Raw genomic sequence first — 22,225 nt, 5'->3', positions numbered from 1 at the left:
AGTAATGAGTAATGAGTATGCGGACCAAGACCTTGTAGTCACTACACAACATCTATTATCAATCATCTTTCATCATCTATCTTTAAATTAAATTGGCATAAGCCATAAGCCATAAGCCATATGCAAGGTCTTATACAGAATGTGTGTGACTTTTTTAGTGATCAATCTGGAGTATGAGTAATTGAGCGGACGTTGATCATTTATCAATTATAGATTATCATTTATAATTTTTACCCAAATATTATTCCCATATCACGCCTGGTTGAGCTTTTGTACTAAAGTCTTATACTACCAGAACCAATAAACTGATTCTATATTTTTCCTATATATTCAATAGGAGCGGGCTTTAGCCCGCTTACCATATATATCCATCGTAAATGGCTTTAGCCAAAACTTAGACTAAGCTATTCCCATAAGCATCAAAGAAAGATCCTAAACTGAAAAGAAAATTTCTAATCCTTCGTTTTTAAACAATCTTTTCTGAAGCTTTACACCTAAAAATTAAGACACAGAACAAAAAAAGATGGCTTTCGACCATCTTTCCTTATTGTATGTAGAAAAAATATTATTTTTTAATAACGGTTGTTGTATAGATAAGACCTTCCTTATCAAAAAGTCTCAGCACATAAGAACCTGTTGAATATTCAGAGAAATTGATACTTCCAGAATATTTATTTCTTCCGGTCATATTTCTTCCGGACATATCATATAATTCGTAATGGGTAACCTGCTTGCCAGTAATCACTGAAAGTATATCTTTCACTGGATTAGGGGCAATTTTAATATTACTGATATTCTGATATTCCTTTGTGCCTAAGCTTGAAGTAACTGTCAATATTCTTGAATTTTTACTTTCATTCAAACAGATATTTAAAGCAATAAGCTCACTGACACTTTTTCCAACAAAAGTTGATACGTTAGCTGTACTATTGTAAGAAATACCTTTTACGGTATATGTTCCTGCTGGAAGAGAAGTAAAGTTGGCTGTAGGACTCACGGCTTGAATTTTACCAGTCGAATTGTTGATGGCTACAAATGTATAACTGTACCCAGCCGGTGTTGCAGAAGTTTCATACAGACTTCCAGGACCTGCAGCTGTAAGAGTATAACTAGTTGCATTGGCAGGATTTGAAAAGTTTGAAATGACAAAGTAATAATCAACTCCCTCATTCAATACAACAGCTTTTGCAGCTCCGGTAGATGTATAACTTGTGCCATTATAATATGAATTTGACGTTAAGAAATTAGCCAGTGTTGCAGGGCTTCCTGAATGTACAGAGGTAATCAGGAATCCAGATGATTTGGAGAAAACATACGAGCCGCTTTCTGTTACTCTGAATTTAAAGGTATTGGTTACAGAATTGTTGCTTGCAGAAACAGGGGCTGTCATTCCGGAATTGCTGTAGACAATAACGTTATTCGTACTGGTACCTACATTATATACGAAGGTTTTAGAAGTATAGGCTGCCTCTGCCGCTGTAGGAGCAGTCATATTAAGATTGGCTGCAGGACTTCCAGAAACCGCTGTAGCTGCAGTCTGTGGTGTAATATAGGTAGAGTAAGCCGCACAGTCTGATGTAATGGTGAAATTATTATCAGAAACATCAAAGAATTCTGCATAAGAATTGATAACTCCTACTACTTTCACTCTTGCTTTATCTGTAGAAGGGATATAAGGAATAGTAGCAGTATAGCTGCCATTATTCAGAACATTAGATCCTAAAGTATAAGGGAAGGATATTCCGCCATCAATAGATAATAAAATATCAACATTACTTTTAATCGTATTGGTATTATTCACATCCCAGGTAATATTGGCGGTAGTATTTGAAGCCACCGAAATACCTGTTGCATTTGGATATGAAACAGCTAGTGGTCCATTGTTGCTCACAGTTACAATGATTTCATCAGAATCCAGTCCTCCGTTTGTCGCATTATTATCTCTTACGGTAAAACGGAATTTCATATTCCTGGCTACCAGAGGCAAAGCTTCGGCATCATTGGTAGGTGGATTGTTCTGATTATTCAATACAAACTGCATCTTAGGAAAATATCTTTCTGTAGTGGAAACAGTTTGTTCAGAACGGAACAAAGGTGCAGTCGTACTGTTTACTGCAGTATAACCCCCCGTTCCGGTAATGGTGGATCCGAATGCTCCTTTATCATTAGCTGTGGCTATATCAGCCTGTTCCCAGGTATAGGAAAGGTTGCTGTCATTCGGGTCAGTAGCAATTCCTTTTAATTTGAAAGGTGTATTTTTCGGGATGGTAATATCTACTCCTGCGTTGGCAGAAGGAGCCTGGTTGGTACTGGCTACAATGGTGTAGCAGTTAGCAGGAGTTTGCAGATAAGCAAGAATTTGATCTAAACTTCTTGCGTTAAAATAATTTAAATTATTATTTCCTGTATTGGTCTGATTATTTGGAGTCGAACAATTGGTAGAATATCCCATAATCGTTGATCCACCACCAGGTTCAATAGCTGCACCAGCGTTCCAACCGCTTGTACAAAATGTAGGACTGCTCGCACTTCCTCCAACCGCATTATAGGTATGTCCTGCAGAGAACTGATGACCCATTTCATGCGCAATCAAGCCTGCAACAACGCCTTTAGGCATAGTGAGAGCCCATTGACTCCACGCTCTTGATTTTGAAGTATTGTTACACGGTTGCGGACCAGCCTGGCCCTGTGCTCCGCCACTGCTTAAAATATTGAATGTATGTCCTATATCATATTTATTATAAATCAGTGTCGTATTTGTATTTAAGGTGTTAAAACCTGTTTGCGAATTAGCTGCACTGGCAAAAGTAGGATCCACAGTGAATGGATCAGTAGCAGGATCAGTAAATATCAGCGTTTTATTAGTAGTATCAGCGATAAGACCAAACGTTACAGAAACTTCTGATTCATAAATCTTATTGATCAGGTTTACCATATTAACAGCTTCAGCCAACGCATCATCCGTATTTCCGGCAAAAGCCTGGGTGAATTCACCGGTAGTAGCTACGGCCAGCCTGAATTTTCTGATCTGGTTTCCAAATGGAAAATTGGCAGCTGATTTTGACGCTAAAGATTGTTTAACTGTCGCTAATTCCTTAATAATATCATTTTCTTCCACTCCGCAGGTAAATCTTTCGTCAAACTTGGAGAAAGCGTTATAAATCCTATACTGGCCGGGAGATGTTTTGTAAGGTTCTACAATAAAATAACCCTCATCATTTTTAATAATAGCATTAAAGTGATCCTTGAAAACAGACAGTTTTAAAGATGTACTTCGATCTTCACTCACACCATCAAAAGTAAGAATTGAATTAAGTCTCTCTTCTGTAAGGCTGTTCTCGCTTAAATTAAATCTTATACTTTTCCCGTTTTCCGAAGGAATGTTGATCCAGACCTTTGAAATTTTTTCTTTTTTCAACCGGCTTTCCCGAAACTGGCTATCAAATCTTTGGAAATCGAATGGGAACACACTGCCTGGCAATGAGGCTTCTTTTGAAATATTCTGCCCCCAGAAAAAAGTATAAATGATTAATAGAATAAAAGTTAATTTATATTTCATAATAAAGTGGTTTTCTTTATAAAGTTAATAAATAAAAAGAAACGACAATATGAATTATTTATCATATTGTCGTTTTATCAATGTATATTAAAAAAATAAATGTACTATTAATATATTGTGAATATTTTTATACCTGAATAACTCCTAGGTTAAATTTTTCCGTAATTGGAGAGTGGTTGGCAGCTTCAATACCCATAGAAATCCATTTTCTCGTATCGGTAGGGTTAATAATAGCATCCGTCCAAAGCCTTGCTGCAGCGTAAGTAGCTTCAGTCTGCTTTTGGTATCTCTTGGTAATGGTATCTAAAATTTCGTTATGCTCTTCTTCAGTGATTTCTTTTCCCTGCTTTTTTAAAGTTGATTCCTGAATCTGCACTAAAACTTTTGCTGCCTGAGATCCACCCATTACGGCAAGATCAGCCCAAGGCCACGCCACGATCAGTCTTGGATCATAAGCTTTGCCACACATCGCGTAGTTTCCTGCTCCATAAGAATTTCCTGTAATGATCGTGAATTTCGGAACTACAGAATTCGAAACGGCATTCACCATTTTAGCGCCATCTTTAATAATACCTCCATGCTCAGATTTAGATCCTACCATAAATCCTGTAACATCCTGAAGGAAAACCAAAGGAATCTTTCTCTGGTTACAGTTAGCGATAAACCTTGTCGATTTATCAGCAGAATCTGAATAAATGACACCGCCGAACTGCATTTCACCTTTTCCGCTTTTGACAAGTTTTCTCTGATTCGCTACAATTCCTACGGACCAGCCGTCAATTCTTGCTGTAGCACAGATGATGCTTTTTCCGTAATCGGGTTTATATTCTTCGTATTCTGAATTATCAACTAAACATTTAATGATCTCGTAAGTGTCATACTGTTCTGCTCTGGAAACTGGAACAATGCCGAAAATATTATCAGGGTTTTCTTTTGGAGGAAAGCTTTCTATTCTGTCGAATCCAGCCTTTTCAGTACTTCCAAGAGATTTCATGATGTTTTTGATTCGGTCTAAAGCATCTTTGTCATCTTTAGCCTTATAATCCGTAACTCCTGAAATAGAGCAGTGCGTAGTAGCCCCACCCAAAGTTTCGTTATCAATACTTTCCCCGATAGCTGCTTTTACAAGGTAACTTCCGGCCAGGAAAATAGAACCTGTTTTATCCACAATCATCGCTTCATCACTCATAATAGGAAGATAAGCTCCTCCCGCTACACAACTCCCCATCACGGCAGAGATCTGAATAATCCCCATCGAACTCATTTTAGCATTATTTCTGAAAATTCGTCCGAAATGTTCTTTATCAGGGAAAATTTCATCCTGCATAGGAAGATACACCCCTGCAGAGTCTACCAGATAAATGATTGGAAGTTTGTTTTCCATGGCGATTTCCTGCGCTCTCAGGTTTTTCTTTCCGGTAATCGGAAACCATGCACCTGCTTTTACAGAAGCATCATTCGCCACAACCAGACACTGTCTGCCTGAAACATAGCCCATCATTATCACAACTCCTCCGCTAGGACACCCGCCATGTTCTTTATACATGTCATAGCCAGCAAATGCACCGATTTCTATGGAATCTGAACCTTTATCGAGAAGATATTCCACTCTTTCTCTTGCTGTCATTTTTCCTTCGTCACGAAGCTTTTGAAGCCTCTTTTCACCGCCTCCTTTTTTTATTTCAGCGAGCAATTGATTAAGATCGGATAATTTTAATCGGTTTTGATCTTCCCGTTTGTTGAATTCAAGGTCCATAAAATTTCAATTTTTTACGCCTAAAGATACTATTTTTATAAAGAATACACACTGAAGTAAAACAAGTGTTTAATATATTGGTTCTCAGAAATTTGTGAAATTTTTAACAGAAATTTGTTTTTAAATTACTTATATTTTTTCTAACTTTACTTCAGAGTTAAGGGGATCATATTCCCTGCTAAATACTCTAAGTTCCTAGTTTATTTTTTTAATAGTTTATTATTTGAAGGCCCTGAACGTTGAACAAATTTTCAGGGTTTTTTTGTATCCTATAATGAGTAGATAAACTGAATTTCTCATTTTCTGCTTTTTATTTGACTAAACTTATCTTTTTAGCACTATTTCTAAATGCTATTTGTAAATTTGCCTGTTAAAAATTTACAGAAGGTAGGATATGCAAAAATTAGCACTTTTCAGGTTGCATTTGATTGTTTTTTTGTGGGGGTTCACTGCAATTTTAGGAAAACTGATTCATGCCAACGCTCAGATTCTTGTATTTTACAGGATGCTTTTTGCAGCTATATTCCTCTTTATCTTCATCAGGATTTATAAAAAAGAGAGCATAAAAGTATCAAAGAAGATATTTTTTCAGCTGGCCGGGATCGGCTGTGCCATGGCCCTCCACTGGTACTGTTTTTTTTATTCCATTAAAGTCTCGAATGTTTCCATCGCACTGAGCTGCCTGTCCCTTTCTACTTTATTTGCTTCCATATTGGAACCCATTATTTTTAAAAGAAAGATCGATGTATCGGAAGTTGTCATGGGCGTGGTGATTGTTGCCTGTATATTAATGATCTTTAAAACAGAGTTTCATTTTAAAGAAGGAATCATTTATGGGATCCTCTGTGCCGTTTTCGGGACTATTTTCAGCGTTTTTAACGGGAAGATGTTTGGGAAAACGAGTTCAGGAAATATTATATTTTATGAAATCTTCTGTGGATGGCTGGTTCTTGCTCTATTTTATATGGGTACAGGACAGATTTTTCACATGAATGAAATAAACTACAGAGATCTGGCGTTAATATGCTTGTTAGCAAGTGTTTTTACAGCTTTTCCAATGCTGGAATCTGTAAACCTGATGAAATATATTTCGCCGTTCACACTAATTTTAACAGTTAATTTAGAACCTGTTTACGGAATTATACTAGCTTTTTTTATCTTTGGGGAATCAGAAGAAATGAGCCCTGTATTTTATGGAGCTTCAGGCGTTATGATACTGGCAATCATTGTCAATGGATTGATGAAATCCAGAAAAACAAAAAAACAAAAAAACTTTAACTAGCATCAAATTTATATGATGAAGAAATATTTTTTACTTGCATTTTCACTGCTGTTTGGGCTCTCTCAATCTCAGATTATAAGAAAATACTCCAATGAATTTTTAAATATCGGAGCTGGAGCAAGAGGACTGGCCATGGGTGGAGCTGTAATTTCCAATCAGGACGATGTATATGCCCCGATGTGGAACCCCGCAGGTTTAATGGCTATCGAAAGAGACTGGCAGGGCGCAGCAATGCACGCAGAATATTTCGAATCTATTGCGAAATATGATTATCTGGCTTATGCTAAAGTATTGGAAGAAGGCGTATTCGGAGTTTCTATTGTAAGATTGGGAGTAGACAATATCCTGAACACGACACAAATGATCGATGCGGAAGGGAATATTGACTATGACAAGATCACCAAATTTTCCCAGTCGGATTACGCGGCTATCCTTTCTTATGCCTTTCATCCTGCCGGAAATCCTAAACTGGATGTAGGGGTGAATGCTAAAATTGTTTACAGGAATGTCGGGAAATTTGCCAGCGGTTATGGTTTTGGTTTTGATGTGGGTGCCATTTATAAAGCAGACAACGGATGGAAATTTGGGGGGATGTTGCGTGATGCAACGACTACCGTCAATTTCTGGAGCATCAACCAGGGAGAACTTTCTACTATTGTAAATGGTGAAGAATTTAACCCGGCACCAAAAGATAAAATGGAACTTACCATGCCTAAACTGAATGTTGGGGCAAGTAAAGTATTCAATATCAACAGCAGTTTATATGTATTACCGGAAGCTGGAATCAATGTCGATTTCGCGAAAACAGCAGCGCTGGTTTCTACAGATTTTGCCAGCCTTACGCCTTATGCGGGTGCTGAACTTGGCTATCAGAAAATGATTTTTGTAAGACTTGGGGTAAACAGATTCCAGTCTATCACAGATATTGAGGACCTAAAGAGAAAGGTTTCTTTCCAACCGAGCGCCGGTATCGGTATAAAATACAGAGGACTTACACTGGATTATGCCATCACCAATTCAGGAATAGGAGGATCTAATTTCTATTCTAATTTTTTCTCCCTTAAACTGGATATGGGGGCATTCAGAAATGATTAACTTTGACATGTAATTTAAAAGCAATGAAAAAAATATCAGTAATAGCGGCTTTCTTTTTGGTAACTGCTGTTTTTGGACAGAAAGTTTCTGATTATAAATATATTTCCGTTCCGGAAAAATTCAAGGATTTTGATAAAGATTCCTATGGACTTGAAACATCCCTGGCAAAAGGGCTGACAGGTAAAAAATATACAGTGATACAGGGAATCAAAGAATGGCCTTCCGATGCCAGAGAAAATCCCTGCCATGTTTTATATGCCAATCTTTTAGATAACAGCAGCTTTTTAAAAAACAAGGTGCTTATTGAAGTGAAAGACTGTAATGAGAAAACTGTTTTTTCTTCCAAAGGATCTTCCAATATCAAAGATTTTAAGGATGGATTTCAGGATGCTCTTAAACAGGCTATCATAGCGGTTCCTGTTTCGTATCCTACAGAAAAAGTTCAGACTGTAAAGGCAGAATCTGTAGTTACTGAAACGATCAGTAAAAATGATACGTCTTCTTCTGCTCCTGTTTCAGAAAATAAATTCGGTAAATATTCAAACGGTAAATGGAACCTTCAGAAAATTCAGGTAGACAACAATCAGTTTATCCTGGCAGACAGCGGAAGTTCTGTACCATTTGCTGTTTTCAAAGCTTCTTCAAAGAAAGATGTCTTCAGAGTAAAGCTTGCAGACGGTACTTATACCATTGGATATGTTGAAAATGGAAATATCATCATTGATTTGCCGCAGTCTAACGGAGATTTTTCTAAAGAAGTTTTCTCCGGAAAATAGAATTTGATGACTCAATATAAAAACAAATCCCCTTATCTGAATTCAGGTAAGGGGATTTTTTAAACGGTAAGGTATTTTAGTTTTTAATAAACTTAACGTTTTGTATTTCTTTATCACTGATGATTTTTGCGGTATAAGTTCCGGGAACAAGGTCTGATAATTTTACAGAAGTTTTTTTATTGTTACTGGAAACTTCATTTCTTATTAGTTTTCCGCTGAAATCATATATTTCCACGGACTTTATTGTTTTAGTATCTTCAATATTCAAAACGTCAGAAACGGGGTTAGGATAAATTTTCACAGTGGATTTTGTTACTTCCAAAGTGGATAGCTGCCCAATCTTTACCGTATAATCTGTCCATGTTCCATATCCATATGATCCGCATGCTGAATCTCCATCTCCAGAGTTGGCAAGACGGTTCCAGATCCTCATTCTATAGTTTCCCGCTACTACAGACGAAGGAATTGTAAAGTCTCCGGTATAAGTTTGATACTGATTACCAATATAAGACGGTAAAAACAATGCTTCTCCTGCATCATCAAAATCACCGTCTACATTAAAATCGATGGACATTCCGCAGGAAATCCAATAGGTAGTGGATACGTTCAGGGTGTAATTGGTCCCTGTATTTAAATTAATAATGATAGAAGTTCTGTCTCTTCCTGAAACGCATGTACCTGTCGCAAAGGAGTTGTCAAAACTTACCTGCGGAATTGTGACCTGTGTAATTCTCCATAAGTCGCAATCTTCGGAATAGGTTGGGTTGCAATAGGTCTGGCTGTACATGGAATTACCATATAATACCATTAATAAAGTTGAAAAAATGTAATAAATTTTCATATGATCTGTATTTAATTATTAAAACTAAAATAATAATTAAATCGATATATGCTTGAAAACCACATGTATTTAATGTGAATCTGATATTTTTGTTGATTTTTTATTGAGATTGTGATATGTTTAAAAGCTATTTCTTTAGCTGTTGAAATATTCATGAATAACTTTTGCCTTGCTTTTCCCCAAAATCTCTTCCAGAGTCTCCAAACTTGACTCTTTTATGCGTTTAACCGACTTCAATTTAGAAAGCAGCAGTTCAATAGTTTTTTCACCTACCCCCGGAATTTCTTCGAGCTCAGATTTTATAGTAGAATTTTTCCTTCTCGTCCTGTGATGTTTTACTCCGAAACGGTGAGCTTCATCTCTTACCCGCTGCAGAATCTTCAAGGTTTCCGATTTTTTATCCAGATACAACGGAATAGAATCTTCAGGGAAGAAAATTTCTTCAAGTCTTTTCGCGATACCTACAATTGTAATTTTACCGTAGAGTCCCAATAATCTCAGACTTTTTACAGCAGAGGAAAGTTGTCCTTTTCCACCGTCTATAAGGATCAGCTGCGGAAGTTCATCTCCTTCATCCAGCAGTCTTTTATAGCGGCGGTAAATCACTTCTTCCATCGTTGCAAAGTCATTGGCTCCTTCTACCGTTTTCGGATGGAAAATTCTATAATCAGCTTTGCTTGGTTTTCCGTCTTTAAATACAACACACGCAGAAACAGGATTGGTTCCCTGAATATTCGAGTTGTCAAAACCTTCAATATGTCTTGGTTCCACCGGCATTCTCAGTAGTTTCTGCATTTCAGCCATGATCCTGTTGGTATGTCTTTCCGGATCTATGATCTGTACCTGCTTCAGTTTTTCCAAACGGTATTCCTTGGCGTTTTTCTCGGAAAGTTCTACAATCCTTTTTTTATCACCAACCTTTGGAACAATCAGTTTTACATTCGGGATCTCCACCGAAAGATGGAACGGAAGCAGGACCTCTTTAGAATCGGAGCTGAACTTCTGCCGGATCTCGATCATGGCTTCTTCCATAATATCTTCATCCGTTTCCTCAAGGATCTTTTTGATTTCTGTGGTAAAACTCTGAATAATATTTCCGTTTCGGATTTTGAAGAAATTCACATAAGCAGCCGTTTCATCACTGGTCATTCCGAATACATCCACATCATCAATATTAGGATTGACCACCGTATTTTTAGCCTGATAATCTTCTAAAATATCCAGCCTTTCCTTGATGATCTGTGCTTCTTCAAACTTCAGATTTTCTGCATGTTTCATCATCTGATTGATCAGATATTCTTTGGCCTTCCGGAAATCTCCTTTGATAATTCCACGGATGGCATCGATCTTTTCATCATAATCCTCTTTGCTTTCCAGATCCTCGCAAGGTCCTTCACAGTTTTTGATATGGTATTCCAGACAGACTTTGTATTTTCCTTCGTTTATTTTAGCAGGCGATAGGTTCAGATTACAGGTTCTGAGCTTATAAATATGTTTAATGGTATCCAGCAGAATCTTGGCAGGACGCACTTTGGCGTAAGGACCATAGTATTCAGATCCGTCTTTGACCACATTTCTGGTGAGGAAAATCCTTGGAAAGTTTTCGTTTTTAATACAGATCCATGGATAGGTTTTGTCATCCTTCAACAAGACATTGTAAAAAGGACGGTGCTCCTTGATCAGGTTGTTTTCCAGTAAAAGAGCGTCGTATTCGCTATTAACGATGGTTGTTTCCAGACGGACAATCTTCCCTACCATTATTTTGATACGGTAGCCCGGAAGATTTTTGTTGAAGTAGGAGAGAACCCTTTTCTTTAAGTGTTTGGCCTTTCCTACATACAGCAATTGGTCGTTTTTATCATAATAACGATAAACGCCTGGTTCTGATGGTAAAGTTTTGAGCTGTAATTCTAAAGAAGGATTCATATAACAAAATTACGGAATCCATCCGGGATTTAAAAGAACAAAAAAACTGCAGAATGTTCTGCAGTTTTATGATGTATGTTAAAATCAGGTTTGGGTTTGAGGGTCAGAGCGTTTTAGGGTTTCAGTGTTGGGTCTTCTAATATATGCAATCTCACATATACACAAAAGATTCACCATTCACTTGCGAAGCAAAATTCACTATTCACTCTACCTTGGCACTTGGGTCTCTGCTTTTGACGCTTATCCCAAATTCGGATTAAAATTAAATTTTATGCGTGGCTCATATCCGTATATTGATAGACTAAGAAGCTGAAATAATTCCACTCTACAGAGTTTTTAGGATATTTTTTCATGAACTCAGGATTGTCGCCGAATAGGAAATCATAGTTATCTTCAAAATCATCTTTATGAAGCCACATTACCTTATCTCCTTTCTTTACATAATAGGATTTGATCACACCGCCACCGAATGCAGGAGCACCCGCAAAACCTGTTGTAGCAGTAGTACTTGCAAACGGATCATAATAAACAGAAATAATCTCATTAAACTCAGGATTGATGACCTGCATTAAAAAGGCTCTGCTTTCTTTTTTGTTTTTTAACGAAACGGTTTGGTTTTCAAAACGGATTGCTTCGTTTGTGGTGGATTTACTGTATTTCTTGGTGCTGTAATTCCTCATGTTTGAAATAAAGCTGGCCGCTTTCATAGATTTTTCTGTCTCCGTGGCGTACAAATACATTTCAGCAATATCTGCGGCGACAAATTTCATAGGTTTTTTGGTATCCACATCTTCGATCGTAATGGAAAGAATCTGACCTTTCTGTTTTTCCCAAGACTTACTGTAACCCTGATGTTCAGTGTTATCTTTTAATATAATGGTGGACACTTTTTTGTCTGATGCCGTATTGAACCCTTCGTTAAATAAATAACGGTTCATTTCTTTTCTTTCTTCTTTGGAGTATTTTACCTTCTGGGCAAAAGTTGCAGTACCTGCCAGACACAGGGTAAGCAGTAAAATTTTAAGTTTCATAGGTTATTGATAAATGTTTTTTTATTTTGGCGGTAAAAATAGCAAATAAAATCACTTATTGTTAGAAAAATATAAGACCGTGAAATTTAGCTTTTACAATTATCGCTAAATGCGTAATTTTAAGGAAATTTTTAGAAATGATATACGGTGTAGATGTTTTCACTTTCCATGATGTTCTGGAAATCTGTAAAAAACCAAATAAAGCTAAACTTAATAAAGTAGCCAAAGAACAGATCCTAAAATCTCAGAAAAACGTTCAGAAAATAGTAGAATCCGATAGATGTGTCTATGGGATCAATACGGGTTTCGGCCCCCTTTGCGATACTAAAATATCTGCTGACGAAACTGCCCAGTTGCAGTATAACCTTATTATTTCCCACGCAGTAGGTGTTGGAAAGCCAATCAATAAGGAATTCTCCAAAATCATGATCATTGCGAAAGTTCATGCATTGTCCAAAGGTTTTTCAGGAGTTTCTCTTGAAGTGATTGAAAGACTGATCCTGATGCTTGAAAAAGATATTATTCCCGTTGTTCCAGAGCAAGGCTCTGTAGGGGCATCCGGAGATTTAGCGCCTCTTGCACATCTTGTACTTCCATTGCTTGGATTGGGACAGGTTTGGGAAGGTGAGGAGATCTTCGAAACGATGGAAGTTTTGGACAGACATGGCCTTGAGCCGTTGGTATTAGGTCCGAAAGAAGGTTTGGGATTGATCAACGGAACGCAGTTTATTCTGGCTCACGCGATCAAAGGTCTGGAGAAATTTGAATATTTACTGAATCTGGCTGATATGACTGCGGCAATGAGTATTGAAGCTTATAGAGGTTCTGAAAGTCCGTTCAAAAAAGAACTTCACGAGATCAGACCTTTCGAGGGAAGCAAAAAAGTGGCGGCAAGAATGGTTAAGCTTTTAAAAGGTTCCGAAAATATGAAAGCGCACGAAGACTGCGAAAGAGTTCAGGATCCTTACTCTATGAGATGTGTTCCTCAGGTGCACGGTGCCAGCAGAAATGCTTTTGAACACCTTAAACTGATGGCTGAAACGGAACTGAATTCTGTAACAGACAATCCAATTGTTCTAAGCGCTGAAGAATCTATTTCCGGAGGAAACTTCCACGGACAGCTGATGGCACTTCCTTTAGATTATGCCACACTGGCTGTTGCTGAATTAGGAAATATTTCAGACAGAAGAAGCTATTTATTACTGGAAGGAAAATACGGACTTCCAAGATTATTAACGGAAAGCTCAGGACTGAATTCAGGATTTATGATCCCTCAATATACTTCTGCAGCTTTGGTTACGGAAAATAAAACATTATGTTTCCCGGCATCGGCAGATTCCATTCCTACAAGTTTAGGCCAGGAAGACCACGTTTCTATGGGAAGTATTTCCGGTAGAAAATTCAATCAGGTTTTAGGAAATCTGGTGAATATTTTATCTGTAGAATTGATGTTTGCAGCACAGGGATTGGAATTCAGAAGACCTTCCAAATGTTCGAAAATCATCGAAGAAAACTTTACCATCATCCGTTCTAAAGTTCAGAAACTGGAAGATGACAGATTGATAGGAAAAGATATGCTGGCCATTGCAGAGCTGATCAACGAAAGGAAATTTAAGGTTGAAGTTTAATTGACGGTAATAATGAAAAAAATAATCACTTTTTTAAGTATGCTTGTTGGGACGCTTGCTTTTTCTCAGGCGTCAGAAGCCAAGATCCGTGAATTTATTAAAATTACGGGTGCTGATAAAATGGCTATCACGGTAATGCAGCAATACATACAGCAGTTTAAAGTGGGCTATCCTGATGTTCCGGATCGATTTTGGGATGAATTTTCATCGGAGATTTCATCTAACAAAATGGCTGATCTGTATATTCCAATCTATGCAAAGTATTATACCGAATCTGATATTGATGAACTTATTACTTTTTATAAATCTCCTGTTGGACAAAAGACACTCAGGGTTATGCCTTCGCTTATGAAAGAAAGCATGGAGGAAGGAGGGAAAATGGGACGTGAAATAGCACAGAAAATAAAAGATAAGCTAGATAAAGAATCTGTTTATCAGGAAGTATTATCACCTCCACCTGCGAAAAGTGAAAAACAAAAATAAACCCTAAGCTTCCTCTCACCGGGGAAGCTTTTGTATTACACCCCAATTTTTAAATCTTTAAATTAAGAAAAATGACCATCACCAGAACAGATTCTTCCCACACAGATTTTCAAAATTTAGTTAAACTTCTCGATGCCGATCTTGCCATCCGTAACGGAGACGATCACTCATTCTATGACCAGTTCAATAAAATTGACAGCATCAAAAACTGTATTGTCATCTATATTGATGAAAAACCGGGAGCATGCGGAGCTTTCAAGAAATTTTCTGAAGATACGGTAGAGATCAAAAGAATGTACACCCATCCGGATTTTAGAAAAAGAGGTCTGGCCACAGCCATTGTGCAGGAACTAGAGTCTTGGGCAAAAGAATCAGGTTATACAAAAGCCGTTCTGGAAAGTTCACTTGAACAGAATGAAGCCCTTTCCGTCTACGAGAAAAGTGGGTATTGCAAAATTCCTAACTACGGACAGTATATCGGTATCGATAAAAGCGTCTGTTATGAGAAAATATTGTAAATTTTTCAAAGGGTATTGATAAGGATTCATATTCTTGTAATAGTAAATTCATTTTTTCTGAGCTTTTAATTCTCATCAAAGTGTTATATTGTGGTTCCAAACCATACAATTAAAACTATGAGAAAAAGTGTATTTTACCTACTGGCACTGTTTTTTGTCATGAACTCATGTACCAGTGACGAACTTCAAAACGAGAATCCTAAAATTGAAAACATTCAGAAAGATCCTTTAACGGGAAAACAGATCAACGATGAAATTAACAGCTCGATCAAAAATACCGGATCTTTTAACTGGAAAAATGCTTCCGATCATCTGCTTTGGAGTGCTATTTTCAGAGGAAACAGAATGGTGTCCATCGGATTTGGATCTTCAAAAGATGATTTTGACAGAAGCCTTTCTGCAGACAGCAAAACCATGGAAGCTGAAGTTCTGGACGTCATCAAAAAGTATGAAAATGCAGGACAGGAGCGATTTCTGATTGCTTCAGATCAGTATCTCAACCAAATAGATGTCATCTTAGAAAAAGAGGAAACCATTACGGCCCTGAGAAAGATGAAAACTATCCGGTATGTAGAACCGGGAGATTATCATTATTTTGAAATCGAAAATGGTCTTAATCCGAATGCCAAATCCAGCGGTTCCTCATCAGGATGCGGCTTTGAATCGACTTCTTTAAGTGCTGCAGATTACACGACTACAACCCCGAATGCTAAAGTTCCTTGGGCTTTTACCCAGCACAATATTCCCAATGCGTGGGGATACAGTACAGGAGCCGGAGTTACGATAGGCCTTATCGATACTGGAGTTTCACCGGAACAGACATTATTGGGAAGCAGTTTTAATACCGGAGCTTCTTCCGGAAGAACAATCAACAAATTTGGATCTTATGTGAATGGATCTACTACAGACGGACCGGCAGATCAGTGCGGTCATGGAACAAAAATGGCTTCCGTAATGGCAGCCCCGAAAAATAATGCAGGACTTCCTGTAGGTGTGGCGTACAATGCCAATCTGATCACTTACCGCGCCGCTTCCAATGTGGTGCTGGAAACTTCTAGTGAGCAGAACGGAGTGAAAACAGCATTTACGGATCTGGCCAATAATACCAGCGTGAAGATTATTTCAATGTCAATGGGCCATATTTTCTCTGTTGGAAAAATTGAAGACGGGGTGAAATATGCTTATTCCAAAGGAAAACTGATCTTCTGTGCAGGAGGAACTTCTACCAGTTTTACCAATTTTGTGGGAGTTATTTTCCCTGCAAGTATGTCTGAAACACAGGCTGTAACCGGGGTAAAAGAAGGGACATCCAACCAGAAATGTGATGTGTGTCATTCCGGAAGCCAGATCGATTTTACCTTCCAGATGGAAAGAGCGAATGGAAATACGGTTCCTGTTTTAAGTTATTACAACAATCAGTCTGATTATGTAGGCGGATCATCAGTGGCAACAGCAGCTACGGCAGGTATTGCAGCTCTTGTGTGGTCTAAAAACCCATCATGGACGAGAGATCAGGTGCTGAATAAAATGAGACAGTCTGCAACTTATTATCCTACTGTAAATTCAAGCTACGGCTATGGAAATATCAATGTTCTGAAAGCAGTACAATAAGTTATAAATTATGAGTTATAAGTTGTGAGTTTCGTGTTACGAGTTTTTGAAGTACGAAACCCGCATCCGACAACTCGAAACCCGCATCCCGAAACATTACGAGGTAATGAGATTTATACCTTAAATATTTAGACTATCTCTTAATAAAAATATTAAAGGGAATATCTCAGTCTCCGAGCTGATAATCTAATGGAAGTAGATTTTCAATTTTATTTTTTGTAAAATCGCCTTCGTTGATAAGCTGGTCAGGATTGGTGATATTCCCTTCTTTTGTAACCTCAAATATTTCGCCTTCCGGATGCAGATAGGAGGAGAGTGTCTTGGGTAATGTACTTTTCACAAATTCGTTTCCCTTAATTTCGTAGAGATACTTTTTATAATTCACCTGAAGCATATCCTTAAAACTGAACAGCACCTTTCCTTCTTTTCTTGTCACGTACGCGGAATCAGGGAGGAGTGTTTTTACAATGGCCAACGCATACGGTCTTTGGCTATTTTTTCTCTGGGAAATTTCACTGATATTTTCAGGGACCTTGACTACTTCAGTATTTTTTGCGATTGTTCTGAAATCTTCCAATGCCTGTAATTGTTCTTCTGTAGGGTATTGCGGATTGGGAACTTTTACAACGTGATTCACAATGAATTTTTCTTCCGAGATCTTATTGTCGTGGATGCTTCTGAAAAAGTGAAGCAGACTTCCATCATAAGCATTCATCCGGTTAAGTTTGATTTTATCCGTGCCTTTTGTTTCCTTGAAAAAACTTGTTCCTGTATAATTGACTGTGCGGGTATTAAAATCTGAGGAATAATTGATCAAATTGTACTGGATCTCGTAACCCAGATTTTTATTTTCAATGATTAAAGTATTCGGAGCTTTTACTTTCAGGAATTTATTCTTCTTGTCGTAGGAAAATTTCAGGGACTTTTGGTTTTTGATCGTTACATGTTCACGGTCACTGCCAATAAAAGTTTCCAGAAAATAATTGATATGACTTCTATAAGCTTCCGAAGTGTAAGGAACCAGTCTGATTTCCTCAATAGCGGTGGTTTTAGTCAGAACCACTTTCAGATTTTTATTGATAACCTCTGAAGCGGCTGTCGTAAAAGTTTCAAAATCGTCCTTCTGAAAAACGACATTTCCCAAAGTCGCAGAGGAGATATTGAGACTGAAGGTGCCGTCTTCTTTTGAAACCGTTCCTGTTTTGGTTCCGTCAATATAAATATTTACACCGGGGATGAGATTGCCTGTATCACTCACTACCCGGCCTTTAATAACCTGACCGCTTACAAAATACAAAGGGAGTATAAACAAAAATAGGAATATCGTTTTTTTCATGGGAAACAATATTACTAAATTTCTAGTGATAAAAAAAGACTCTTAAAATAACATGAGTTCGGGATAAGACATTTCAGTTTTTATCATTATGTAAGGAAGTCAGAAGCTCGAAGAGGGAAGTTATTGAAGTCCAAAGATTGAAATACAGTGTCTTTTAATTAATCTTTTTAAAACTACTTCAATAAATTTAAAAGAAATTGTTAAATACTTACCGCCTAATAGTAACTTCTATCCTCCATCTTCCATCTTCCAATCTTTTAATCTTAATTTCTTATCCCCAACTCAGGTTAAAACTGGTTTATCCTATCCTCACACTGGTCATGCTTAAAGATCCACCAATGAGCTCATCATTAAATAAAGACAGGTTTTCAGCTTTATCTTTTAAACCTAATGAATAGATCAACGGAAGGTAATGATCCGGTGTAGGAACAGCATACTGAAGGAATGTTCCCTGTTTCTGATAGTCTATGATGTTCTGGAAATTTCCGTCCAGAAGCCAGTTATTGGTCTTTTCTCTTGCTTCTATCGCCCAATCCCAGCCGGCACCTACTGTATCGATGTTTTTCCAGTCGATCAGGCGGAGGTTGTGTACAATATTTCCACTTCCGATGATCAGAATACCTTTTTCACGAAGCTTATTCAGCTTTTGGGCCAGGTCAAAATGATATTGCGGAGGTTTTGTGTAATCGATGCTCAGCTGGATCACAGGAATATCAGCATCCGGGTACATATGTTTAATCACCGACCATGCGCCGTGATCAAGGCCCCAGTTATGATCTTCCTCCACCAAAGCCGGAGCTAAAAGTTCAACTGTTTCTTTTGCCAGTTCCGGGCTCCCCGGAGCAGGATACTGTACATCAAACAAAGCTTTCGGAAAACCACCAAAATCGTGGATTGTTCTGGGCATATCCATCGCAGTGACATATGTTCCCTGCGTGTACCAGTGTGCGGAAATACAAAGAATAGCATTAGGTTTTGGGATTTCCTGTGCCGCTTTTCTGAATCCCTGTACAAACTGGTTTTCTTCAATAGCATTCATCGGCGAACCGTGCCCGAGAAATAAAACGGGCATTCTTTGGGTATTTCCAAAATGGTCGCTGATGTTCTGCAGATCGTTGAGGTTCATAGTGAGGTTGTAATTAGAAAAAGGTTCAAGGCTTTTAGAAAAATCCCTGAACCTTTTTATGTTATGAATTGGACATTTTTTTGTTTAATAGGATTGCATCCTATTCTTGGCTAGCCACGTTGTGGCTCCCTTTTGAATACCAAAAACTCCGTTTTATTATGCCTGTTTCACAAATTGTAATTCTCCGGCGATTTTTACGTCTTCGCTTACCATTACACCTCCTGCTTCAAGAGCTGCGTTCCAGTTCAGTCCGAAATCTTTTCTGTTGATTTTTCCTTCAAAAGAAAAACCTGCTTTTGTATTTCCCCACGGGTCAACGTTGATGCCACCGAAGTCTACATCTAAAGTGATTGGTTTTGTCACACCGTTTACCGTAAGGTTTCCTGTTATTTTATCATTTAAAGCCTGAGATTCAAATGTGATAGACGGATATTCTTCTGCATTGAAAAATTCAGCAGATTTTAGGTGATTATCTCTGTCTGTGTTATTGGTGAATACAGAATCAGTTTGAATCGTAGCCGTTGTTTTAGCGTTGGTGAATGTATCATCGTCCGCTTCAATTTCAGCATTGAACGTTCTGAAGTTTCCTTTGATGTTAGAAATCATCATGTGTTTTACTTTAAAAGTAATTTCACTATGCGTTGGGTCTAGGTTCCATTTTGTTGCCATTGTATTGTATTTTTTGTTTGTTATTGATACTGCAAATGTAGGACAGAGAACGTATACGGGACATTGATTTAGGATAAGAAATGATTTTTTGTGTGAATGTGAACTGTGAAAGGTGAATTTTGCTTCGCAAGTGAAAGGTCAATTGTTGGTTGCTATAAAATTTACCATTGACGATTCACCATTCACCTAATTTCCTACCATTAAGTTAAGAATTTATTTTTATCGATACATTAATCCTGTTTTATGAATGTTTTAATTTAACATTTATTAACGGATGACTTTTATTTCTTATTTTTGAGGGATTCAATTTTATACAATGAAATTACATAAATTTTCTTTATTGATGCTGGTTTTGGGTAGTTCTGTATTCGCTCAGACCCAAAAATTCACAATGGCAGAGGCAGTAAACGGACTGAGAACGAATCTTGCCGTGAAAAATATTTCCCAATTTTCTTGGGCTGCGGATGGTAAATCTTACATTCAAGCTGTAAAAGGCGGTTATCTGATCACCGATCTTAAGACGAATAAGCAGGATACTTTAGTGTCTTTAACTCAGCTGAACAAATCATTCTCCGATGCTAAACTGAAAGCAGTTCCTCAGATCAAATTTACAAACGGTTCAAACGGTTATTTCAGTGCCAACGACAAAATGGTCTGGATCGAAAAATCCGGAAATGACTGGAAAGTGAAAACGTCATCTGCCGTTGAAGGAAATGCTTCCAATGTGAAGATGTTTGGAGATAACCAGACTTTTGCCTTTACGGTAAAGAACAATTTATATGTCAATAAAAACGGAAAAACAGTTGCTATCACCAATGATTCTGATGAAAATATCATCAATGGAGGAGCAACGGTCCACAGAAATGAATTCGGAATCGATACTGGAATTTTCCCGGCTCCGAATTCTGAAGCGGTAGCATTCTACAGAATGGATCAGACCATGGTAGCAGATTATCCTGTTACTGACTGGTCGGTAACGCCAGCGGTTAATCACAACATCAAATATCCAATGGCAGGGCAGAAGTCTCACGAGGTCACTTTGGGTGTTTATAATATTAAAAATCAATCAACTACTTTCCTGAAAATAGAAGGTGAAAAAGATCAGTATCTGACAGCTGTTACCTGGAGTCCGGATTCAAAATACATCTTTGTAGGCGTTCTGAACCGTGGACAGAATCATGTAAAAATGAATCAGTACGATGCCGCTACAGGAAATCTGATCAAAACTTTATTTGAAGAAAGCAACGACAAATATGTTGAGCCTCAGCATCCGCTTACGTTCTTCCCGAATTCCAATACAGACTTCATCTGGCAGAGTCAGAGAACCGGATACAATCACCTGTTCCACTATAGCCTTGAAAAAGGACTCGTTTCCCAGATTACAAAAGGAGACTGGTTGGTTACTGATATTTTAGGTTTTAACGAAAAGAAAAAGGAGATCTATTTCACTTCTACGAAGGAGACTCCTATGGAAAAACATTTGTACAAAATCAACTGGACGAACTTCAAAATGCAGCGTTTGGACGATGCAGCCGGAGTACACACAGGAGTTTTAAGCAGCGATGGAAATTATTTATACGACACCTACAGTAATGCGGGTACGCCAAGATCTATAAACATTATCAATACCAGTACGGCAAAATCTACGAATATCCTTACGGCAGAAAATACATTGAAAAATTATCAGAGACCTGAAATTAAAAATGTAGAATTAAAAGCTGATGACGGAACACCGCTTTACGGAAAGATCATTCTTCCAACAGACTTTGACGCAAGCAAAAAATATCCTGTAATTGTTTATCTGTACAACGGACCACACCTTCAGCTGGTAACGAATACGTTCCCGGCATCAGGAAACCTATGGTACGAATATATGGCTCAAAACGGATACATTATCTTCACCATGGACGGAAGAGGTTCTGCCAACCGTGGAATGAAGTTTGAGCAGGCTGTTTTCAGAAACCTGGGAACAACAGAAATGAATGACCAGATGAAAGGAGTGGACTACTTAAAATCTCTTCCTTATGTAGATGCTCAGAAAATGGGGATCCATGGATGGAGCTTTGGTGGATTTATGACGACAAGTTTCATGCTTCGTAAGCCGGATGTATTTAAAGTAGGCGTTGCCGGAGGACCAGTAATCGACTGGAAAATGTACGAGATCATGTACGGAGAAAGATATATGGATACACCACAGGAAAACCCTCAGGGATATGCTACGGCTAATCTGTTGGATAAAGTTCAGAACCTAAAAGGGAAATTACTGATGATCCACGGGGCTCAGGATGATGTGGTGGTATGGCAGCATTCCATTAAATTTATCAAATCGGCAGTAGACAATGGAGTTCAAATGGATTACTTTACTTATCCGGGACATCCGCACAATGTGATTGGGAAAGACAGAGTTCACCTGATGCAGAAAGTGACAGACTACTTTGATCAGAATCTGAAGAAATAATAGAAAAATCCAGCCGAAAGGCTGGATTTTTTGTTTTTAGTATTAGGGTGTATTTTTAATTTCTCGCAGATTTAAGGGGATTGAGCCGAAAATACAAGATGTACATTAACTTGAGATTATCTATCAATAG

The 22,225-nt window shown here is 37.9% G+C and carries 16 protein-coding genes; 8 read left to right on the top strand and 8 right to left on the bottom strand.

Features of this window, described 5'->3' with window-relative positions; all coding sequences use genetic code 11:
* Positions 1 to 565: 565 nt before the first annotated feature.
* Both N0B48_RS06165 and N0B48_RS06160 read right to left on the bottom strand, forming a co-directional pair.
* Positions 566 to 3,559: a zinc-dependent metalloprotease gene (locus tag N0B48_RS06165; RefSeq protein ID WP_259837517.1), complete on the bottom strand. Its 2,994-nt coding sequence runs from the start codon at positions 3,557 to 3,559 to the stop codon at positions 566 to 568.
* 127 nt (positions 3,560 to 3,686) lie between these two features.
* Positions 3,687 to 5,315 carry an acyl-CoA carboxylase subunit beta gene (locus tag N0B48_RS06160; protein ID WP_259837515.1) on the bottom strand — a complete coding sequence of 543 codons (1,629 nt, stop codon included), beginning with the start codon at positions 5,313 to 5,315 and terminating at the stop codon, positions 3,687 to 3,689.
* Positions 5,316 to 5,709: 394 nt separating this feature from the next.
* On the opposite strand from N0B48_RS06160, the gene N0B48_RS06155 reads away from it, so the two are divergent.
* The 3 genes from N0B48_RS06155 to N0B48_RS06145 are packed head-to-tail and all read left to right on the top strand — an operon-like array spanning position 5,710 to position 8,468.
* Entirely contained in the window at positions 5,710 to 6,597 is an 888-nt protein-coding gene (locus tag N0B48_RS06155) for a DMT family transporter (RefSeq protein WP_259837513.1), read from the top strand.
* 12 nt (positions 6,598 to 6,609) lie between these two features.
* Complete coding sequence (locus N0B48_RS06150) at positions 6,610 to 7,692, top strand: putative type IX sorting system protein PorV2 (protein ID WP_259837511.1); 1,083 nt, start codon at positions 6,610 to 6,612, stop codon at positions 7,690 to 7,692.
* Positions 7,693 to 7,715: 23 nt separating this feature from the next.
* A complete protein-coding gene (locus tag N0B48_RS06145) occupies positions 7,716 to 8,468 on the top strand; it encodes a hypothetical protein (RefSeq protein WP_259837509.1) in 753 nt (250 codons plus the stop codon).
* Between the two features lie 76 nt (positions 8,469 to 8,544).
* Here N0B48_RS06145 and N0B48_RS06140 read toward each other — a convergent pair whose 3' ends face one another.
* From N0B48_RS06140 to N0B48_RS06130, 3 genes are all read right to left on the bottom strand, one after another.
* Entirely contained in the window at positions 8,545 to 9,309 is a 765-nt protein-coding gene (locus tag N0B48_RS06140; RefSeq protein WP_259837507.1) for a T9SS type A sorting domain-containing protein, read from the bottom strand.
* A 135-nt stretch (positions 9,310 to 9,444) separates the two neighbouring features.
* On the bottom strand, positions 9,445 to 11,235 hold the full coding sequence (uvrC, locus tag N0B48_RS06135) for an excinuclease ABC subunit UvrC (RefSeq protein WP_259837505.1): 1,791 nt from the start codon (positions 11,233 to 11,235) through the stop codon (positions 9,445 to 9,447).
* Between the two features lie 269 nt (positions 11,236 to 11,504).
* Positions 11,505 to 12,266, bottom strand: a complete 762-nt coding sequence (locus N0B48_RS06130; protein ID WP_259837503.1) for a hypothetical protein — start codon at positions 12,264 to 12,266, stop codon at positions 11,505 to 11,507.
* A 137-nt stretch (positions 12,267 to 12,403) separates the two neighbouring features.
* On the opposite strand from N0B48_RS06130, the gene hutH reads away from it, so the two are divergent.
* From hutH to N0B48_RS06110, 4 genes are all read left to right on the top strand, one after another.
* The gene (gene hutH, locus N0B48_RS06125) at positions 12,404 to 13,894 is read left to right on the top strand and encodes a histidine ammonia-lyase (protein ID WP_259837500.1); all 1,491 of its coding nucleotides are present in this window, start codon (positions 12,404 to 12,406) and stop codon (positions 13,892 to 13,894) included.
* Between the two features lie 12 nt (positions 13,895 to 13,906).
* Positions 13,907 to 14,377, top strand: coding sequence for a DUF2059 domain-containing protein (locus N0B48_RS06120; protein WP_259837498.1), 471 nt, complete (start codon positions 13,907 to 13,909; stop codon positions 14,375 to 14,377).
* Positions 14,378 to 14,448: 71 nt separating this feature from the next.
* Complete coding sequence (locus tag N0B48_RS06115) at positions 14,449 to 14,895, top strand: GNAT family N-acetyltransferase (protein WP_259837496.1); 447 nt, start codon at positions 14,449 to 14,451, stop codon at positions 14,893 to 14,895.
* 117 nt (positions 14,896 to 15,012) lie between these two features.
* Entirely contained in the window at positions 15,013 to 16,506 is a 1,494-nt protein-coding gene (locus N0B48_RS06110) for a S8 family peptidase (protein ID WP_259837493.1), read from the top strand.
* Positions 16,507 to 16,672: 166 nt separating this feature from the next.
* Here N0B48_RS06110 and N0B48_RS06105 read toward each other — a convergent pair whose 3' ends face one another.
* The 3 genes from N0B48_RS06105 to N0B48_RS06095 all read right to left on the bottom strand — a co-directional run bounded on the left by N0B48_RS06105 (position 16,673) and on the right by N0B48_RS06095 (position 19,637).
* On the bottom strand, positions 16,673 to 17,842 hold the full coding sequence (locus N0B48_RS06105; RefSeq protein ID WP_259837491.1) for a carboxypeptidase-like regulatory domain-containing protein: 1,170 nt from the start codon (positions 17,840 to 17,842) through the stop codon (positions 16,673 to 16,675).
* Positions 17,843 to 18,140: 298 nt separating this feature from the next.
* Entirely contained in the window at positions 18,141 to 18,968 is an 828-nt protein-coding gene (gene ygiD / locus N0B48_RS06100) for a 4,5-DOPA-extradiol-dioxygenase (protein ID WP_259837489.1), read from the bottom strand.
* A 156-nt stretch (positions 18,969 to 19,124) separates the two neighbouring features.
* Positions 19,125 to 19,637: a YceI family protein gene (locus tag N0B48_RS06095; RefSeq protein WP_259837487.1), complete on the bottom strand. Its 513-nt coding sequence runs from the start codon at positions 19,635 to 19,637 to the stop codon at positions 19,125 to 19,127.
* A 316-nt stretch (positions 19,638 to 19,953) separates the two neighbouring features.
* Here N0B48_RS06095 and N0B48_RS06090 point away from each other — a divergent pair, with 316 nt between their 5' ends.
* Entirely contained in the window at positions 19,954 to 22,095 is a 2,142-nt protein-coding gene (locus tag N0B48_RS06090; RefSeq protein ID WP_259837485.1) for a S9 family peptidase, read from the top strand.
* Positions 22,096 to 22,225 lie beyond the last annotated feature (130 nt).

The organism is Chryseobacterium herbae (assembly GCF_025154075.1).
Classification (GTDB): Bacteria; Bacteroidota; Bacteroidia; order Flavobacteriales; family Weeksellaceae; genus Chryseobacterium; species Chryseobacterium herbae.
Note: the sequence above shows the minus strand (reverse complement) of the source record. Positions and strands in the feature narration are given on the sequence as shown.

Bases quoted from the DNA above. Each gene is read 5' to 3' on its own strand.
- N0B48_RS06165 (WP_259837517.1), bottom strand. From the start codon at position 3,559: ATGAAATATAAATTAACTTTTATTCTATTAATCATTTATACTTTTTTC.
- N0B48_RS06160 (WP_259837515.1), bottom strand. From the start codon at position 5,315: ATGGACCTTGAATTCAACAAACGGGAAGATCAAAACCGATTAAAATTA.
- N0B48_RS06155 (WP_259837513.1), top strand. From the start codon at position 5,710: ATGCAAAAATTAGCACTTTTCAGGTTGCATTTGATTGTTTTTTTGTGG.
- N0B48_RS06150 (WP_259837511.1), top strand. From the start codon at position 6,610: ATGATGAAGAAATATTTTTTACTTGCATTTTCACTGCTGTTTGGGCTC.
- N0B48_RS06145 (WP_259837509.1), top strand. From the start codon at position 7,716: ATGAAAAAAATATCAGTAATAGCGGCTTTCTTTTTGGTAACTGCTGTT.
- N0B48_RS06140 (WP_259837507.1), bottom strand. From the start codon at position 9,309: ATGAAAATTTATTACATTTTTTCAACTTTATTAATGGTATTATATGGT.
- uvrC (WP_259837505.1), bottom strand. From the start codon at position 11,235: ATGAATCCTTCTTTAGAATTACAGCTCAAAACTTTACCATCAGAACCA.
- N0B48_RS06130 (WP_259837503.1), bottom strand. From the start codon at position 12,266: ATGAAACTTAAAATTTTACTGCTTACCCTGTGTCTGGCAGGTACTGCA.
- hutH (WP_259837500.1), top strand. From the start codon at position 12,404: ATGATATACGGTGTAGATGTTTTCACTTTCCATGATGTTCTGGAAATC.
- N0B48_RS06120 (WP_259837498.1), top strand. From the start codon at position 13,907: ATGAAAAAAATAATCACTTTTTTAAGTATGCTTGTTGGGACGCTTGCT.
- N0B48_RS06115 (WP_259837496.1), top strand. From the start codon at position 14,449: ATGACCATCACCAGAACAGATTCTTCCCACACAGATTTTCAAAATTTA.
- N0B48_RS06110 (WP_259837493.1), top strand. From the start codon at position 15,013: ATGAGAAAAAGTGTATTTTACCTACTGGCACTGTTTTTTGTCATGAAC.
- N0B48_RS06105 (WP_259837491.1), bottom strand. From the start codon at position 17,842: ATGAAAAAAACGATATTCCTATTTTTGTTTATACTCCCTTTGTATTTT.
- ygiD (WP_259837489.1), bottom strand. From the start codon at position 18,968: ATGAACCTCAACGATCTGCAGAACATCAGCGACCATTTTGGAAATACC.
- N0B48_RS06095 (WP_259837487.1), bottom strand. From the start codon at position 19,637: ATGGCAACAAAATGGAACCTAGACCCAACGCATAGTGAAATTACTTTT.
- N0B48_RS06090 (WP_259837485.1), top strand. From the start codon at position 19,954: ATGAAATTACATAAATTTTCTTTATTGATGCTGGTTTTGGGTAGTTCT.